General features: G+C 64.5%; 15 protein-coding genes. 5 read left to right on the forward strand and 10 right to left on the reverse strand.

Going from position 1 to position 16719, the window contains the following annotated elements; all coding sequences use genetic code 11:
• The first annotated feature begins 64 nt into the window (after window positions 1–64).
• From NKI63_RS01225 to NKI63_RS01235, 3 genes are read left to right on the forward strand one after another with little or no spacing between them, the layout of a single operon-like run.
• On the forward strand, window positions 65–1648 hold the full coding sequence (locus tag NKI63_RS01225) for a sugar ABC transporter ATP-binding protein (RefSeq protein WP_352751760.1): 1584 nt from the start codon (window positions 65–67) through the stop codon (window positions 1646–1648).
• On the forward strand, window positions 1645–2958 hold the full coding sequence (locus NKI63_RS01230) for an ABC transporter permease (RefSeq protein ID WP_352820240.1): 1314 nt from the start codon (window positions 1645–1647) through the stop codon (window positions 2956–2958). The genes NKI63_RS01225 and NKI63_RS01230 overlap by 4 nt, the downstream gene beginning before the upstream one ends.
• Window positions 2955–3920, forward strand: coding sequence for a substrate-binding domain-containing protein (locus NKI63_RS01235; protein ID WP_254815861.1), 966 nt, complete (start codon window positions 2955–2957; stop codon window positions 3918–3920). Before NKI63_RS01230 ends, NKI63_RS01235 begins: the two co-directional genes overlap by 4 nt.
• Window positions 3921–3989: 69 nt before the next feature.
• On the opposite strand, the gene NKI63_RS01240 is transcribed toward NKI63_RS01235, so the two are convergent.
• The 6 genes from NKI63_RS01240 to NKI63_RS01265 are packed head-to-tail and all read right to left on the reverse strand — an operon-like array spanning window position 3990 to window position 11051.
• Window positions 3990–4451, reverse strand: a complete 462-nt coding sequence (locus NKI63_RS01240; protein ID WP_352686651.1) for a MarR family winged helix-turn-helix transcriptional regulator — start codon at window positions 4449–4451, stop codon at window positions 3990–3992.
• On the reverse strand, window positions 4448–5032 hold the full coding sequence (locus NKI63_RS01245) for an amino acid synthesis family protein (RefSeq protein ID WP_352467809.1): 585 nt from the start codon (window positions 5030–5032) through the stop codon (window positions 4448–4450). The genes NKI63_RS01240 and NKI63_RS01245 overlap by 4 nt, the downstream gene beginning before the upstream one ends.
• Entirely contained in the window at window positions 5025–5900 is an 876-nt protein-coding gene (locus tag NKI63_RS01250; RefSeq protein ID WP_352686410.1) for a UPF0280 family protein, read from the reverse strand. Before NKI63_RS01250 ends, NKI63_RS01245 begins: the two co-directional genes overlap by 8 nt.
• A complete protein-coding gene (locus NKI63_RS01255; RefSeq protein ID WP_352686407.1) occupies window positions 5897–7441 on the reverse strand; it encodes a 6-hydroxynicotinate reductase in 1545 nt (514 codons plus the stop codon). The genes NKI63_RS01250 and NKI63_RS01255 overlap by 4 nt, the downstream gene beginning before the upstream one ends.
• The gene (locus NKI63_RS01260) at window positions 7438–10191 is read right to left on the reverse strand and encodes a molybdopterin-dependent oxidoreductase (protein WP_352820243.1); all 2754 of its coding nucleotides are present in this window, start codon (window positions 10189–10191) and stop codon (window positions 7438–7440) included. The genes NKI63_RS01255 and NKI63_RS01260 overlap by 4 nt, the downstream gene beginning before the upstream one ends.
• On the reverse strand, window positions 10191–11051 hold the full coding sequence (locus NKI63_RS01265) for an FAD binding domain-containing protein (protein ID WP_352686400.1): 861 nt from the start codon (window positions 11049–11051) through the stop codon (window positions 10191–10193). Before NKI63_RS01265 ends, NKI63_RS01260 begins: the two co-directional genes overlap by 1 nt.
• A 270-nt stretch (window positions 11052–11321) precedes the next feature.
• Here NKI63_RS01265 and pncA point away from each other — a divergent pair, with 270 nt between their 5' ends.
• Together pncA and NKI63_RS01275 are read left to right on the forward strand one after the other, a co-directional pair.
• Window positions 11322–11921: a bifunctional nicotinamidase/pyrazinamidase gene (gene pncA / locus NKI63_RS01270; RefSeq protein WP_352506043.1), complete on the forward strand. Its 600-nt coding sequence runs from the start codon at window positions 11322–11324 to the stop codon at window positions 11919–11921.
• A gap of 40 nt (window positions 11922–11961) precedes the next feature.
• Entirely contained in the window at window positions 11962–13389 is a 1428-nt protein-coding gene (locus tag NKI63_RS01275) for a sodium:proton antiporter (RefSeq protein WP_352751764.1), read from the forward strand.
• Here the strand turns inward: NKI63_RS01275 and NKI63_RS01280 are convergent, their stop codons facing one another.
• Genes NKI63_RS01280 through NKI63_RS01295 form a run of 4 tightly spaced genes read right to left on the reverse strand, consistent with a single transcriptional unit; the run spans window position 13390 to window position 16667 of the window.
• Window positions 13390–14109 carry an ABC transporter ATP-binding protein gene (locus NKI63_RS01280; protein WP_352686394.1) on the reverse strand — a complete coding sequence of 240 codons (720 nt, stop codon included), beginning with the start codon at window positions 14107–14109 and terminating at the stop codon, window positions 13390–13392. It abuts the gene before it with no gap.
• Window positions 14102–14830, reverse strand: a complete 729-nt coding sequence (locus NKI63_RS01285) for an ABC transporter ATP-binding protein (protein WP_352506045.1) — start codon at window positions 14828–14830, stop codon at window positions 14102–14104. The genes NKI63_RS01280 and NKI63_RS01285 overlap by 8 nt, the downstream gene beginning before the upstream one ends.
• Window positions 14827–15789 (reverse strand): branched-chain amino acid ABC transporter permease, encoded by a 963-nt coding sequence (locus tag NKI63_RS01290; protein ID WP_352751766.1) that lies wholly within the window; start codon window positions 15787–15789, stop codon window positions 14827–14829. Before NKI63_RS01290 ends, NKI63_RS01285 begins: the two co-directional genes overlap by 4 nt.
• Window positions 15786–16667 (reverse strand): branched-chain amino acid ABC transporter permease, encoded by an 882-nt coding sequence (locus NKI63_RS01295; protein ID WP_352751768.1) that lies wholly within the window; start codon window positions 16665–16667, stop codon window positions 15786–15788. The genes NKI63_RS01290 and NKI63_RS01295 overlap by 4 nt, the downstream gene beginning before the upstream one ends.
• Window positions 16668–16719: the final 52 nt, after the last annotated feature.

The following is a 16719-nucleotide window of genomic DNA, read 5'->3' on the forward strand; positions in this document are numbered from 1 at the left end:
TGATCGAAACGTTTAGATTAGCGTTTGAGGTGTTCGGTGGCGACGGAGGGAGGCCGTCCTTGTCATGCAGCACGGCAATTCCATCCCTGCGCAAGGCGTTGTGGCGGACGGCTCGGCTATCGTGTTGAGCGCCGAGCACATCTCCAAGTCCTTCGGTGGCATCGCCGCGCTTGTCGATGTCGATTTCGAACTGCGGCGCGGCGAGGTCCATGCGCTGATGGGCGAGAACGGCGCCGGCAAGTCGACGCTGATGAAGATCCTGTCCGGCGTCTATACGGACTATAACGGAACGGTCAGTATCGATGGCGATGCGGTGCGCTTTGCCGGCGTCCGCGAAGCCGAGCGCGCCGGCATCGCCATCATCCACCAGGAGCTGAATCTCGTTCCCGAACTCAGCGTCGCCGACAATATCTTTCTCGGCCGCGAGAAGCTGATCGCCGGGCTGATCGTCGACCGCAAGGCGAGCAGCCGCGCTGCCGGCGCGCTGCTGCAAAGGCTCGGCATCGAGCTCGATCCGGATGCGCGCGTCGGTGCCTTGCGCGTCGGCGAACAACAACTGGTCGAGATCGCCAAGGCGCTGTCGATGTCGGCGCGCATTCTGATCATGGACGAGCCGACCTCGGCGCTTTCGCCAGCCGAATGCCAGCGGCTGTTCCGCATCATCCGCCAGCTCGCCGACAGCGGCGTGGCGATCGTCTACATTTCGCACCGCATCGACGAAGTCATGCATCTGGCCAGCCGGGTCACCGTGTTCCGCGATGGACGCCACGTCCTGACGCGGGCGATGGACAAGCTCGACGAAGACGCCATAATTTCGGCGATGGTCGGGCGAAACCTGCTGGCTTCCTCCCAGGAGCACCGCATCCCCGGTGTCAACACCGTCCTTTCCGTAAGCGAGCTGTCGCTGTCGAAGCCGAATCGCCATGGCTGGCGCACCGTGCTCGACGGCGTCAGTTTCGATCTTGCCGCAGGTGAAATCCTGGGTATCGGCGGGCTGCTGGGCTCGGGCCGGACCGAAATCCTGGAAACCATCTTCGGGTCCAGCGGCGGACGTGCCGGCGGTGAGATCAGGCTCGATGGCGAGGTGGTAGAAATCCGTTCGCCGCGCGATGCGCGCCGGCTCGGCATCGCCCTTGTCACGGAAGACCGCAAGACGCAAGGCCTGCATCTCGAGGCCTCGATCACCGACAATGTCGCGCTGCCGTTGGTCGGTGCGCTGGCGCGGTTCGGCCTGCGCTCGCTGGCCGGTGAGCAAGGGCTGGCACGGGACGCCGTCAAGGCGCTCGGCATTCGCTGCGAGACCGTCGAGCAGCCGGCCGGCACGCTGTCCGGCGGCAACCAGCAGAAGGTCGTCATCGGCAAATGGCTGGCGACGAGGCCGCGGGTGTTGCTGCTCGACGAGCCGACGCGCGGCATCGATGTCGGCGCCAAGCGGGAAATCTACGATCTCATCGTCAAGCTGGCGCGAGACGGGCTGGCGATCGCGGTCATCAGCTCGGAATTGCCGGAGCTGCTGCATCTTTCCGACCGTATCCTGGTCATGGCCGACGGCCGCCAGACGGGAATCCTGTCCCGCGCGCAAGCCAGCGAGGAGGCCATCATGCGGCTTGCGGCGCCGCGACGGACGATTACGAGGCCTGCCGCATGAGCATTTTGCATATCCTGTCCCGGACGAAGCTCTATTGGGGCCTGATCGCCATCTTCCTGATCGGCGTGCTCGGCTCGCCGATCAGCTCCAAGGGCAACAACATTTTCCTGTCCTACGGCAACCTGCTCGACGTGCTGCGCCAGGTGTCGACCACCGGCCTGATTGCCACCGGCATGACGGCCGTGATCATTACCGGCGGTATCGACCTTTCCGTCGGCTCGCTGATGGCGATCTGTACGGTGGTCTGTGCCATGCTGCTGACGGTCCCCGGCGTGACGCCGGCGGTGGTGCTTGGGGTGCCGACAGTTGCCGTGGCAGCCCTTTGCCTCGGCATTCTCGTCACTCGTTTCATCCTGCTGAACATCGAAAAATCCCGTGCCGGCGCGCAGGCGACGCACGACATCAGGCTGGACAGCGTTCGCGGGCTGGTGACGCCCGGCATTGTCGGGGTGATCCTGTGCAGTCTGGTGCTGTGGTTCCTGCTGCCGCAGGTAGGCTCAAAATTCGGCGTGCTCGGCGTGCTGCTGGTGGCGCCTTGCGTCGGCCTGCTGTTCGGCGCGCTCAACGGCTTCATCATCGTCGCGGGGCGGCTGCAGCCCTTCATCGTGACGCTGGCGATGATGGTTACTGCGCTCGGCATCGCCCGGCTGACAGCCGGCCAGAACAATGCGGTGCTGCCGGTCTATACCGGCTCGAACGCCACGGCCGATTTCGAAATGCTGCGCTCGCTGGTATTCGGCGTGATCCCGATGCCGGGCCTCTTCTTCCTCGGCGCCATCCTGATCTACGGCGCCGTGCTGCGCTTCACCCCGTTCGGCCGCTATGTCTATGCAATCGGCGGCAATGAGGAGGCGGCGCGGCTGTCGGGCATCGCCGCAGGCCGCGTGAAGATCGCCACCTATGCCGTGTCAGGGCTGCTGGCCGGCATCGCGGCGGTGCTCTATGTCGCGCAGTACCGGCAAGGCAAGCCGGACGCCGGCGCCGGCCTGGAGCTCGACGCGATTGCCGCCGTGGTCATCGGCGGCACCAGCCTGATGGGCGGACGCGGCAGCCTCACCGGGACGTTCTGCGGCGTGCTGATCTTCGGGCTGCTCTCCAACATCCTGCAGCTGCATAACATCAATTCGAACCTTCAGCTGGTGCTGAAGGGGATGATCATCATCGGTACCGTGCTCGTACAGGAGCGCAATGCCGGTGATCTTCTCTTCTATCTGCGGCTGCCCGGTGGGCAAGCGCACAAGGAAACGGTCGCGGCAAAGCGGCCGTCGCAAGAGACCGCGTCTCTGAATATTGGAGGAAACAAGAAATGAAACGACGTGAATTGTTGAAGCTCGCCGGGCTGACAGCGGCACTCCTGACCACGACCGCCATGCTTGCCGGCGGCGCCCATGCGCAGGACAAGAAGTGGAAGATCGGCTTTTCGCAGGTGACGACCATCGAACCCTGGCGGGCTCAGTTCAACAAGGACATCCTGGCCGAAGCGGCCAAGCATCCGGAAGTCGAACTGATCATCACCGACGGCGAGGACAAGACCGAGAAGCAGGTGGCCGACGTCGAGAACCTGATCCGTCAGGAGGTCGATGCGCTCTTGGTATCGCCGAAAGAATCCGCCGGTCTGACCGGTGTCGTGCAGCAGGCGATCGATGCGAAGATCCCGGTCTTCGTGCTCGACCGCAACGTCGAAACCAATGACTACACGCAGTTCGTCGGCGGCGACAACAAGCTGATCGGCCGGGCTGCCGGTGAATATGCCGTCGAGCTGCTTGGCGGCAAGGGCAAGGCCGCCGGCAACGTCGTCGAGATCTGGGGCGGCATGGGCACCCAGCCGGCACACGATCGCCATGACGGCTTCCATGAATTCACCGACAAGGAGCCGGGCATAAAATACCTGCTCGACCAGCAGTCGGGCGACTGGAAGCAGGACCAGGCCTACAACATCATGGCGACCGCGTTGCGCAACAACGAGAAGATCGATCTTGTCTACGGCCATAATGATCCGATGGCCTATGGTGCCTATCTTGCCGCCAAGGACGTCGGACGTGAGAAGGACATCAAGTTCATCGGCATCGACGGCCTGCCCAATGAAGGCGTGCAGCTGGTCGCCAATGGCGAGCTGACGGCGACGTTCACTTATGTGACGCCGGGCGCCGAAGGGCTGCGGCAGGCGATCAAGTTCCTGAACGGGGAGAAGGTTGAAAAGACCATCACCCTGCCGACGCAGAAGATCACCAAGGAAAATGCCGCCCAGATCCTGAAGGACAACGGCCTCTGAGACGAGGCTTTCCTGCCGGGCGTTTCAGCGCCCGGCAGGAACAACAATCAAACGCCGGCAGGCAGCAGATTAAGCCAGCTTGCCCAGCAGCTTCATGAAAATGGCAGCCTCCTTGGCGGAAAGCGGCGCCAGCGTTTCCTGCGTGATCTCGCGGGCAAGCGGAATCAGCCGCTCGATCGCGTCGCGCCCCTCGGCCGTCAGATTGACCAGCAGGCGCCGTTTGTCGACTTCGTGTTTGCTAAGTTCGACAAAGCCACGCGCTTTCAGCCGGTCGATGACACCCTTCACGGTCGCCGCATCCATGGCGATCAGGCTGCCAAGCTGGTTCTGCGAGGTCTCGCCGACGTCGCGCAATTTGGCCAAAGCGGCAAATTGCGGCGGCGTCAGATCGGCGATGTGTGCGGCGAAGATCGAGACATGGCGCTGATGCGCCTTGCGCAGGATGAAGCCGACCTGCTCCTGCAAGCGATAGTCGTTTTCGTCAGGCTCCTCGGTCTCGACCAGCTTGAGCAGATTGTCTTCGGCGCTCACCGCAGCCCGTCCCATGCCTTGATGTCCTTGGCCGCCAGCCCTCCCATGCGGTCGTGCACGCGCGGGCCGCAGGTCATTGCGAGGCAGAACAGGATCTCGTCGGGACGCGGGCCATCGCTGATGCCGATTTCCATGGCATCGAAATGGCTGCGCACATAGGCGGCGTTGATGTGGCCGAGCGGCACATCGAGCCGCGCGCCGAAAGCGCCGACCTTCTTTGCCGACGGCACGATCGCCTTGGCGTCGCCGAGCCGCTCGCGCATCGCATAGCCGCCCGGCACATGCCACAGCGCGCCATGCTCCAGCTCGCCCGCCATGCCGACGATGGCGCCCTTGCCGTAACCGTCGATCTGTTTCACGTCGCCGCCCAATGCGGCAATAAGCCTGTCGGAGAGCAGCAGCCCGAGCGGCTTCAAATCCTCCATGGCGCTCTGTAGTTCCTCGACGTAACGGCCGGCGAACGGGTTCTTGACCACAGCCATGGCCGCGGCGCGGCGCCGCGGCACCTTCGCCACCGGCCCGCCCTCGTGAAAAATCTCTTCGGTCAGCACGGCGATCTTGCGGATCGGAAACTCAGGCATGAGCAATTTCCCTCTCTAAAGCTTTATCGGCGAGCCCCATCGGACCTGCGATGCGCGCCTGACCGCCGAGGAAAAGCGCCGCGGCGGCAATCAGACCGCGCCGCCGAAACTCCTCGGCAACGGCAAATCCGCCTTCCAGCGCAATAGCGATTTCAGCGGCGGAAAGCGGCCCCACGCCCTGCGTCACCAAACGGTCGCCGAGATCGCTGTCAGGTGCGAGATCGCGCGCCCGTACGCGCCTAACGGCCGGATGACCGGGCAGGTCGACGGCGTTGGCGATCAAGGTCGCGGCGGCATCGGCGTCAGCACCCGTTCGCGCCAGCACCGTGACCGCGTCGGCGATGCCGAGCGAAAAGGAGCGGCCGCGCCAGCCGCTGGTCGCGACGCCGCGGATCCCATCTTCGGCGCGGATCGTGAGACGATCTGCCAACCCATGACCTGTCCCGGCAATGGCAAGCGTCATCGACTGCCCGTTGCCGAGATGGATCGCGCTGTCGCCGCCATTGTTGACATAGGCGCGCTCGAGCCGGCGGTCGGCAAGCAGGGCCCCAAGCACTTCGTCGGCTACCGAGCCGGCGACGGCCGCCATCGGTGTGATAAATTGTTTCGCTAGCGGAACGACCGCCGCTTCCATGCGGCGCGCCGTCGGGCCAGCGAAAGGACGTGGCCGCGAGGCGGCCGGGCGCCGTAGTTCGGGCAACTCTTCGACCAGTTCAACCAGGATTGGCTGGAAGCGCGCCACTGCCTGGCTATAGGCAGTCCGGCATTCGCTTGCCTCGCCGAAGGCCTCGACGATCAGGTCGATCGGCCCATGATTGAGGTGAAGCCTCCGGCCGTCCTCGAGCCAATGCGCCTGCGGGCCGTTCATCGCCCGGCCCCGTTTGCGGCCGCGCGACGCAACTGAGCCAGCGGCGGCCAGGGATTGTCCCGGGGTGCGGCCGTGCCGCGGCGCGGATTGAGATATTCGCCGCCCTTGGCCAGGATATCGTCGACGCTGCGGATTTCGGCTTCGTAGCCGCCAAGCCTGACATAATCGTCGCGGCGCATGGTGAACTCGATCGGGGCCACCAGCGCCGGCGTCGGCACATAGCCGAAGGCGCCTTCCGGCACGCGGGTGACGTCGACCATCAGCGTGATGCCGCCGCCCGGCCAGACATAGACCGGCGCGCCGCCGACCGTCACATAGGTCTTGAGGCCCTGCACCGAGCGGGTCAGATTGACCGGGTTCTCGGTGACGCCGGCGCGCAGCGAGCCGCCGGCGCCGCCGACGAAAAGCACGGTGCAGAGCGCCGGCTCACAATTGTCCTCGATCAGTTCAACCGACTTCCGCAGCCGCTCCGGGAACGGTTTCTGCACAGGCTTCAATTCGTCGTCGAGCTCGTAATAGGCGAATTGCTCGCCGGTGGTCGAGACCATCAGCAGCGACATGCCGGGGCGCGCACCCTTTTTGGCGTTCCATTCACCAAGGATCGACAGCGGGTCGGAGATACTGGTGCCGCCCCAGCCGAGGCCGGGTTCCGACACCTTGAAATAACGGCCCGGCGTCGAACGGCGGCCGATGATCTTGATGCCGGTATCCTGCCAGCCAAGCACCTTGCCGGCCTGATGCTCGGAGACGACGCCGGTGATGTGGTCATCGACCACCACCGCCTCGTCGACAAGGCCGCGCCATTGGGTCGCGAACATGCCTATGGTGGCCGAACCGCAGCCGACGCGCATGCGCTGTTCGAGCTTGCCGTCGATGACCGGCGGCTTGCCGGCTTCGACGATGACGGTGGCGCCGCCGTCGATGACGAGTTCGACCGGTTTGCGGTTGCACAGGGCGAGCATGGCGTCACAGGTGGCGCGCCCTTCAGCCTTCGAGCCGCCGGTCAAATGATGTACGCCGCCCAGCGACAGCATCTGCGAGCCGTATTCGCCGGTGGTGACATGGCCGATCGCCTCGCCTTGGGCACGGACCGTCGCCGTTTCGGGGCCGATATGACGATCGGTGTCGATCTTCACCTTGACGCCGCAATAGGAGAAGATGCCCTCGGTGACGACGGTGACCAGATCGACGCCCTCGACCTCCTGGCTGACGATGAAAGGCGCCGGCTTGTAATCGGGATAGGTGGTGCCGGCGCCGATGGCGGTGACGAAGCGGCGGCCGGTGTTGACCAGTTCGCCGTCCCATGCCTCGCCTTCCTCGGCAAAGGGTACGATTGCGGCGCCGGTCTCGGCCGCGTGGTCGAGGATGGTCAGCGGATCCATCCGCACGATCCTGCCGCCAACATTGCCGTAGCGATCGCAGGCGCCGGTGCGGCCATCGGCGATGTAGCACATGACCGGACAGGCATCGCAGCGGATCTTCTCGGCCACCAGCTTCTCGCCGGGATCATGCGTCTCGAAGCGTTCGGCAAGCTCGCTCATCGGCGCGCCTCCTTGTCGCGGATGGCGGCGCGGATGCGGGTTGGCGTCGCCGGAATTTTGGTGACCAGCACACCTGTTGCATGGCGGATGGCGTTGAGGATCGCCGGCGCCGTCGGAATCAGCACATGCTCGCCCAAACCCTTGGCCCCGAAGGGTCCTTCCGGATCCGGAACTTCTATCAGGATGGTCTCGATCGGCGGCACGTCGCCGATCGTCGGGATCAGATAGTCGTGCAGGTTTTCGGTGCGGCCGGGGATATACTCTTCCATCAGCGCCATGCCGATGCCCTGGGCGATGCCACCCTCAATCTGGCCCTCGGCAAGCAAGGGATTGATGGCCTTGCCGACATCGTGGGCGGCAGTGATTTTTATCAGCTTCACAGTGCCGAGCTTGAGGTCGACCTCCAGTTCGGCCATCTGGGCGCCATAACCATAGACGGCGCAAGGCTTGCCCTGACCTTTTGCATCGAGCGGCTGGGTCGGCGGGTCGTAGCTTTCCTCGGCCCGGAAGACAAATCCTTCGGCGTCTGCCTTTAGCGAGGAAAGATCGATGCGGCGCGTTGCTTCGCCTTCCCTAATGCTCAGGCTTGTGCCGTCCAGCGCAATCGCCGCCTTTTGCGAGACATTGGCGAAACGCAAGATCTCCTCGCGCAAGGCGCGGCCGGCCTTTTCGGCGGCCTTGCCGGTGACGAAAGTCTGGCGCGAGGCCGAGGTCTTGCCGGCGTCGGGGGTGATCGCCGTATCGGCGCCTTTCAGCCGCAACTTCTCCAATGGCAGACCCAACGCGTCGGCGCAGATCTGCGCGATGACGGTGTTGGAGCCTTGCCCGATATCGACCGCCCCCTGATGCAGGACGACTTCGCCCGATATCGAGATGCCGACCTTGATGGTCGACGGATTGGGCAGCGAGGTGTTGCCGCAGCCGTACCAGCAAGAAGCGATGCCGACGCCGCGTTTTTTGATGCTGCTACCGGCATTGAACGCTTCGGCATCGCGAACGGCACGCTGCCAATGTGAACGGAGGGCCTCCAGGCAGTCGGCGATGCCGACGCCCGACTCGAGCCGCTGCCCGGTAACTGTTTCGGATCCGTTCCGAAGGCAGTTCTTCAGGCGAAAGTCGAGCCGATCCATGCCGAGCTTGTCGGCCAGCTCGTCATAGAGGGTCTCCTGCATGATCGTGGCCTGCGGCACGCCGAAACCGCGAAAGGCGCCGGCAATCGGGCCATTGGTGTGGATGGCGCGGCCTTCGGCGCGATAGTTCGGCGTAGCATAGGGGCCGGAGGCGTGCACCGGCACGCGGTTGGCGACCGTCGGCCCCCAGCTGGCATATGCGCCGGTGTTGAAATCGCCGGCGAAGACCATGCCGGTGACACGGCCGTCGGCATCGGCGCCGATGCTCGCTCTCATCAGGGCCGGATGGCGCTTGGTGGTCGAGATCATCGATTCGGTGCGGCTGTAGGCGAGCGCCGCCGGCCGGCCGGTTTTCATGGCGATGAGGCCGATGAGCGGTTGCAGCGAGACGTCGAGCTTCGAGCCGAAGCCGCCGCCGGTCGCGGTCGGCACGATGCGCACCTTTTCCGGGGTAAGGCCGAGCACTTTTGCCGTGTCGTCACGGTCCATATAGGGCGCCTGCGTGCAGGCGACGACGACCAGCGTGTCGCCGTCCATGAAGGCATAGCCGGCTTCCGGTTCGATATAGGCGTGCTCGACATAGGAGGTGTCGATGGCGCCAGAAACGACGAAAGCCGCACCGGCAAGCGCGGCTTCGGGGTCGCCACGCTCGACAAAGCCGGAGGTGAGCAGGTTCGAGGGCCGGTTTTCATGGACCAGTGGCGTGCCGCCGGCCTGCGCTTCGCCAGTTTCCAGAAAATGCCGCAACTCGGTCCAACTGACAGGGAAATCGGCTAGGTCGAGATCGAGGATAGCCTCGCGTTCGCCGGCAACCAGCGCCACCGCCTCGCCGCGAAAGCGCGAAACCCCTTCGGCCAGCGCCGGCTGGTCGGCGAAGGGCGCGATGACGCCGAAACAATTCTTTCCCGGAATGTCGGCGGCGGTGAAGACGCCGGCAATGCCGGGACGGGATTTCACCCAGCTGCCGAGATCGCCGAAGCTGAAGGCGGCATGATAGTGCGGTGAGCGGACCACCAGCACCCACAGCGCGTCGGCGGGGAAGGAATCGCCGCCGAATTTTTCGCCGCCAGTGACTTTCGGCACGCCATCGAGGCGGATCGGGCAGGAGCCGACGGCGTGGCCAGAGGATGGCATGCGCTGATCGAGACCGCCGGCGTGGCGCCAAGCATCCATCACCGCCGCGACGATCTTGCGATAGCCGGTGCAGCGGCAGAGTACACCGCCGAGCGCATCCTGCGTTTCAGCCTCGCTCGGGTAAGGCGTCCTGTCCAGGAGTGCCGTTGCGGCGACCAGCAGGCCGGGCGTGCAGGCGCCGCACTGTGCTGCGCCATGGCTGAGAAACGAGGCCTGCAGTGCCGACAGCCTGCCGTTGCCGAGACCTTCGACGGTCGTCACGACGGTGCCGGAGGCGGAAGCCGCGGGCATCAGGCAGGCGCAGACCGGCTCGCCGTCGACCAGCACCGTGCAGGCGCCGCAATCGCCGGCATCACAGCCGACCTTGGTGCCGGTCAGCCGCAGCTCGTCGCGCAACACCGCGGACAGCCGCCGCACCGGCGGCACGCAAACGCTGACGGCGGCGCCGTTGACCTCGAAGGCGATGTCGGCGCGCTCCATGCCCATCAGGCCGCCGCCCTTTCGCCGGGGATTGCGCCCACAGCACCAAGCACAGCACGGACGACTATCTCGCGCGCCGCATCCAGCCGATATTCGGCGCTGCCGCGCACGTCGCCGATCGGCGACAGCTCGTCCATTGGCGCGGATTGGATCGCAGCGGCCAGCGCGGGGCCGACGGGCAGGCCGTGCAGCGCCGCCTCGACACTCGCCAGGCGCCTGGCGACGACCGAGCAGGACCCGACGGCGACGGCCGCTTTCCTGACAATACCATCTTCGACGGCCAGGCGTGCGGCAGCCATGGCGATGGAGATGACGAGATAACGCCGCGCGCCGAGTTTCACGAAGGCGGAGCCGCCGGCGGTCGCAGGTTTGGCAATACGGATTGCCGTCACCATTTCGCCGGACTGCAGAGCGGTGCGACGGTTGCCAAGAATGAACTTTGCAAGGGGCAAATGCCGGGTCGCAACCGAGGAACGCAGTTCGACTTCGGCATCGAGCACCAGCAGCGCCGGCACACCGTCGGCGGCCGGCGAGGCATTGCAGAGATTGCCGGCTATCGAGGCAACGTTTTGGATCTGCACCGAGCCAACTTCCCGCGCCGCCTGCTTCAGCACGTCGAAGGCCGCCGGCAGCGGATGGCGGACGAGATCGGTCCAGGCGGTGCGGGCGCCAATGAGCCAATGGTTTTCGGCTTCAGCAATGCCGCGCAATGCCGCCAGGCCATTGATGTCGAGGATATTGTCGCGGAAAGGCTTGCTGCCCTGTGCCGGATAAAAATCCGTGCCACCGGCAAGGATGCGCCATTGCCCTTCGCCCAGCAACGCGAGGGCGTCGTCGACCGTGGTGGGTTTTGCGTAACGGATCACGCTTTGCCTTCCCAGAATGGGCTTCCCGAGAGGGATCCTGCCGAAAGACCTTCCCGAGCATTCAAGGCAGGAAATTCATTCGTATGCAAATGATATCAAGCCGGCAGGAATTGTCAAAGCCAGAGTTTGCACGGCTGTTGGCACCGTGCGCCCGGAACGCATTTGTTATGCCACGAGAGGTTGACGCAGCCGGCCATCTGGTCAAGTTTCTGCGTCCGGTCGCGTTTTTATTGGAGCCTAAGCTCAGGACAAAGAAAATAAGGAGGCTCCATGGCCGACGAAGCGCTTGTCATTATCGACCTGCAGAACGATTTCTGCCCGGGTGGCGCCCTGGAAGTGGCCGGTGGCGACGAAATCGTGCCGTTGGTCAATGATCTTATCCGGCGGACCGAGCACGTCCTGCTGACGCAGGACTGGCACCCTGCCGGCCATTCGAGCTTTGCCTCCAGCCACCCCGGCAAGAGACCGTTCGAAACGATCGACATGCCTTATGGCGAGCAGACGCTGTGGCCTGATCACTGCATCCAGGGCAGCTTGGGTTCGGACTTCCATTCCGGCTTGGCCTGGAGCAAGGCCGAGCTGGTCATCCGCAAGGGGTTCCGTCCTGCGATCGACAGCTATTCGGCATTCTTCGAGAACGACCGGACGACGCCGACCGGCCTTGCCGGCTATCTCCGGGAGCGGAATATCGATACGCTGACCCTGGTCGGCCTGGCGACGGATTTCTGCGTCGCCTTTTCGGCGCTCGACGCGGTCAAGCTCGGCTTTGCGACGTCGGTTCGGCTCGACGCCTGCCGCGGCATCGATCTCAACGGCTCCATGGAGACGATGCTGGGCCGGATGCGCGATGCCGGCGTGGCACTGATTTGAACGTCATCCAGCCGAACCTGACAGACTTTTGAGGGGCTTCATGCGGTTTGCGGCGTTGACGGCAAGTGCTGCATTTATTGCCGCGATCCTTTCTCCGGGAGCGGTTCTCGCGGCCGAAGCGCACGAATTGCCGGGCGCCGCCATGTCGCTGTGGTGGGTGTTGCCGTTTGCCGGGCTGTTGCTTTGCATTGCGACCGGCCCGCTGCTGTTCCATCATGCCTGGGAGCACCATTACGGCAAGATCGCTGCCTTCTGGGCAGCATTGGTGATCGGGCCGCTGGCAATCGCCTTCGGCATCCCGTCGGCCACGCAGGCGGTGCTGCATGCGCTGCTCACCGAATACATGTCGTTCATCATCCTGCTGTTTGCGCTGTTCACCATTTCGGGCGGCATCTTCGTTGCCGGCAACATACACGGCACGCCGCTGGTCAATGCCGGGCTGTTGCTGGGCGGGGCGGTGCTTGCCTCGATCATCGGCACAACCGGCGCCTCGATGATTCTGATCCGGCCGCTCATCCGCGCCAACGATAACCGGCGCTTCAACGCCCATGTCGTCATCTTCTTCATCTTCCTGGTGTCCAACATCGGCGGCTCGCTGACGCCGCTCGGCGATCCGCCGCTGTTCGTCGGCTTTCTGCGCGGCGTCGATTTCTTCTGGACGACAGTTCACCTGTTGCCCGAGACGCTGTTCGTCGCCGGCGTGGTGCTGGTGGTTTTCCTGGCGATCGACATCATCATGCATCATCGGGAGGAAGGCGCGCCGAAGATCAAGGATCCGACGCCCGACAGCAAGGTGCGCATTCGCGGCCTGGCCAACATCCCGCTGCTGGCCGGCGTAATCGCCGCGATCCTGATTTCCGCTGCCTGGAAGCCGGGAGTGAGTTTCTCGTTTCAGGGCGTCAGCCTCGAGCTGCAGAACCTGGTGCGCGACGCCGTCATCCTGATACTGGCCTTCACGTCGCTTGTCGTCTCGCCGAAGGAGTTTCGCGGCGCAAACGCCTTCAGCTGGGGGCCGATCGCCGAGGTGGCGAAGCTGTTCGCCAGCATCTTCATCTGCATCGTTCCGGTCGTCGCCATATTGCGGGCCGGCCTCGACGGCGCGCTGGCGCCGTTGGTGCTGCTGGTCAGTTCGCCGACCGGCGCGCCCGACAATCTCGCGTATTTCTGGCTGACCGGAGCGCTGTCGTCCTTCCTCGACAATGCGCCGACCTATCTGGTGTTCTTCGAACTGGCCGGCGGCGATGCGCAGCATCTGATGACCGAGCTCGCCTCGACGCTGGCGGCGATCTCGGCAGGCGCGGTGTTCATGGGCGCAAACACCTATGTCGGCAACGCGCCGAATTTCATGGTCTACGCCATTGCCAGGCATCGCGGCATCAAGATGCCGAGCTTCTTTGGCTATATGGCGTGGTCGGGCGCCGTGCTGATCCCGACTTTCCTGCTCGCCGGCTTGCTGTTTTTTGCCTGATCAGCCGACGCCGACATAGCGACGGACCGCCGAGGGATCGGCACGCAGTTCCTCGACATCGACCGTCTCGCGGTTGCGGCCGTTCTCGATGAAGCAAACGCGGTCTGCGACCGAGAGCACGGCGTCGACGCGCTGTTCGACAAGAATTGTCGACACGCCGAGCGCTCGCAGTTTCGACACGGTTTCACGGATCCTGGCGATCATCGACGGCATCAGCCCTTCGGTCGGTTCATCGAGCAGGAGCACCTGCGGTTCCAGACACAGGGCGCGGGCCATGGCCAGCATCTGCTGCTCGCCGCCGGACAGCGTGCCGGAACGCTGCCTGAGGCGCTGGCGCAGCAACGGGAAAAGATCGAGCACGTTCTCGCGCGTCGCCTTGCCCTTGTTGCGGGCCATCAGGCCGATCTCGATGTTTTCCGCCACGGTCATCTCGGCGAACAGCCGCCGGCCCTGCGGCACGTAGGCGACGCCAGCCTTGGGCACCTCATGTGCCGGCAGACCGGTCAATTCCCGGCCTTCGAGCCGGATCGAGCCGGCGCTTGCCGGCACCAGGCCCATGATCGCCTTCAGCGTCGTCGTCTTGCCGGCGCCGTTGCGGCCGAACAGGCAGAGCACCTCGCCCTCGTTCAACACAAGATCCAAGCCATAGAGCACCTGGACTTCGCTATAGAAGCAATCGAGCCCGGATATGGTCAACGCCTTGGACTGGGCCTCAGCCATGGGTGGTCCCCAGATAGGCGTCCTGCACCGCGGCATTGGCGCGGATCTGCTCGGGCGTGCCTTCAGCCAAGATCCTGCCGGCATTGAAGACGGTGATGCGGTCGGCGAGTTGCATGACCACCGGCATGTTGTGCTCGATCAAAAGCACGGTGGCACTGTCGGCGATCTCGCGCACCAGCTCGATGAAATTGTCGATCTCGCTATCGGCCAGCCCTTGCGTCGGTTCGTCGAGGATCAGCAGCCGCGGCTTCAGTGCCAGTCCCATTGCCACTTCCAGCAGCCGCTGGTGACCGTAGGACAATTGCCCGGCCGGCATTTGCGCCCGGTCGGCAAGGCCGGTGCGCTCGAGAGCCGCCATGACGCCGGTGTGAACCGCGCCCTTCGAGCGGCCGTCGGTCAGCGTGCGCTGCACCGGCAGGGCAACATTGTCGTAGGCGCTGAGATTGGCAAAGACGCTGGTGATCTGGAACGTGTAGGCGATGCCAAGGCGAACTCGGGCGTAGGCAGGCAGGCTGGTGATGTCGGCGCCGTCGAAGACGATCATGCCCGACGAGGGCTGGATGCGGCCGCTGACCAGGCTGACGAAGGTGGTCTTGCCGGCACCGTTGGGGCCGATGATGGCGCGGATCTCGCCCGGCATCAGCGCGAAGTCGACGCCGTCGACGGCGCGCAAGCCGCCGAAACTGCGCGACAGGCCTTTGGTGGTAAGCAGCGGCATCATGGCAACCACCCGAGCCAGCGCTGGCGGATGCTGCCGAGAATGCCTCTCGGGAAGAACAGCACCAGCAGGATGAGCGCTATGCCGACGATCAGCAGATAGGCCGAGGTGTAGCCGCTGGCGACGTCGATGACATAATACATGAACAGTGTGCCGATCAGCGGACCGAGCGTGGTGGCGGCACCGCCCAGCAGCACCCAGAGCAGCGGCAGGATGGAATACTGCACCGAGGCGAAGCTCGAGCCGACATAGCCGAACAGCAGCGCATAGGCAGCGCCGGAAGCCGCACAGATGCTGCCGGAGATGACGACGGCGGCAAGCTTGCTGGAGAACGTGTCGTAGCCAAGCATCTTGGTCCGCTCCTCGTTCTCGCGGATGGCGACCAGCACACGGCCATAGCCGGAGCGGACTATCGCCAGGCTTATGAGCAGCACGATCGAGAACAGTGCCAGCGCACTTATATAGCGCACGGTCGCGTTGGTGAGGTCGAATGACGTGCTGCCCAGGACAAGGACCCGCATCGGCTGCGGCACCACCAAGCCCTGGTCGCCGCCGGTCCAGGCGGCGAAATAAAGAATGAGGAGATAAAATACCTGAGCGAACATCATGGTGACGATCATGAAGGCGACGCCGGAGGTGCGCAGCGCCAGCAGCCCGATCACCAGCGCAAGCAGCGCGCCGCAGGCAAGCCCGGCTGCGAAGGCGGCCGGCACGCTCCAGCCGAGATGGATGACGGCAAGGCCGGCGCCATAGAGCCCGGCTGAAAAGAACATGGCATGGCCGAGGCTTAGCAGCCCGACATAGCCGAACAGCAGATTGTAGCCCATGGCGAAGACCGCCAGCACCATAATGCGGGCGAGCAGGCCGTGATGATATTCCGGCAGGACAAAACTAAGCCCGAAAAGCAGGGCGATGACGCCGAGATGCAGCGCATATGGCTTTGCCGGCGAAGCATCCTTCATCGCGATGCTGTCCCGAACAGGCCTTGCGGCCGGAACACCAGCACCATGGCGACAAGCACGGTGGCTATGATCTTGGCCAGCGTCGGCGAGAAGAACACCGAGATAATGCCGTCGGACAGTCCGATCAGCACCGCGGCGAGCACCGTGCCGCGCAACGAGCCGAGGCCGCCGATGATGACGACGATGAACGAGAGCAGCAGCGGGTCCTGCCCCATCAGATAATGCGCCTGGCTGATGGGCACGATCAGCACCGCGGCCACAGCCGCTAGCATGGCGCCGAGCGCGAAAACGCCGGCATAGACTCTGGTCACCGGGATGCCGAAGGCCTGCGCCGTCTCGCTGTCATATTGCGTGGCGCGCATGACGAGGCCCATTTTCGTGCGCGTCAGCACCAGCCAGGTCGCGACCAGCAGCAGCGCCGACGCGGCGATGATCGACAGCTTGTAGCCGGAATAGCCGAACCACGGCAGGAGGATGCGATAGCTGAACGGCGGCTCCACCGGCCGCGCCTCCGGGCCGTAGAAGGTCAGCGCCAATTGCTGGATGATGTAGAGCATGCCGATGGTGGCGACGATGGTGGCTTCCGGATTATAGTTGAGCCGGCGCAGCACCAGCCGTTCGGCGACCAGCGCGATCAGACCGACGATCAATGGCGCCAGCACCAGGGCGGCCAGGAAGCCGAGCGCAGGATGGCCGGATATCGCCGTAGAGATTGCCCAGGCAAGCACCGCGCCCAGCATGAAGAACTCGCCATGCGCGACATTGACAACGCGCATGACGCCGAACACCAGCGACAGGCCGAGCGCCGTCAGCGCCAGCACGGCGGAGGTGACGAGGCCTTCGAGGGCGGCGAGGAGCAGGTGAGGTCCGAAGTGCATCGGCTAAGCACCGGCGGATGCGCGAAGCACCCCCCTCTGGCCTGCCGGCCTG

Source organism: Mesorhizobium sp. M0410 (genome assembly GCF_040321435.1).
In the GTDB taxonomy this organism is placed as follows: domain Bacteria; phylum Pseudomonadota; class Alphaproteobacteria; order Rhizobiales; family Rhizobiaceae; genus Mesorhizobium.

Coding starts and splice junctions, on each gene's coding strand:
- NKI63_RS01225 (WP_352751760.1), top strand. CDS start 65: ATGCAGCACGGCAATTCCATCCCTGCGCAAGGCGTTGTGGCGGACGGC.
- NKI63_RS01230 (WP_352820240.1), top strand. CDS start 1,645: ATGAGCATTTTGCATATCCTGTCCCGGACGAAGCTCTATTGGGGCCTG.
- NKI63_RS01235 (WP_254815861.1), top strand. CDS start 2,955: ATGAAACGACGTGAATTGTTGAAGCTCGCCGGGCTGACAGCGGCACTC.
- NKI63_RS01245 (WP_352467809.1), bottom strand. CDS start 5,032: ATGCCTGAGTTTCCGATCCGCAAGATCGCCGTGCTGACCGAAGAGATT.
- NKI63_RS01250 (WP_352686410.1), bottom strand. CDS start 5,900: ATGAACGGCCCGCAGGCGCATTGGCTCGAGGACGGCCGGAGGCTTCAC.
- NKI63_RS01255 (WP_352686407.1), bottom strand. CDS start 7,441: ATGAGCGAGCTTGCCGAACGCTTCGAGACGCATGATCCCGGCGAGAAG.
- NKI63_RS01260 (WP_352820243.1), bottom strand. CDS start 10,191: ATGGGCATGGAGCGCGCCGACATCGCCTTCGAGGTCAACGGCGCCGCC.
- pncA (WP_352506043.1), top strand. CDS start 11,322: ATGGCCGACGAAGCGCTTGTCATTATCGACCTGCAGAACGATTTCTGC.
- NKI63_RS01275 (WP_352751764.1), top strand. CDS start 11,962: ATGCGGTTTGCGGCGTTGACGGCAAGTGCTGCATTTATTGCCGCGATC.
- NKI63_RS01280 (WP_352686394.1), bottom strand. CDS start 14,109: ATGGCTGAGGCCCAGTCCAAGGCGTTGACCATATCCGGGCTCGATTGC.
- NKI63_RS01285 (WP_352506045.1), bottom strand. CDS start 14,830: ATGATGCCGCTGCTTACCACCAAAGGCCTGTCGCGCAGTTTCGGCGGC.
- NKI63_RS01290 (WP_352751766.1), bottom strand. CDS start 15,789: ATGAAGGATGCTTCGCCGGCAAAGCCATATGCGCTGCATCTCGGCGTC.
- NKI63_RS01295 (WP_352751768.1), bottom strand. CDS start 16,667: ATGCACTTCGGACCTCACCTGCTCCTCGCCGCCCTCGAAGGCCTCGTC.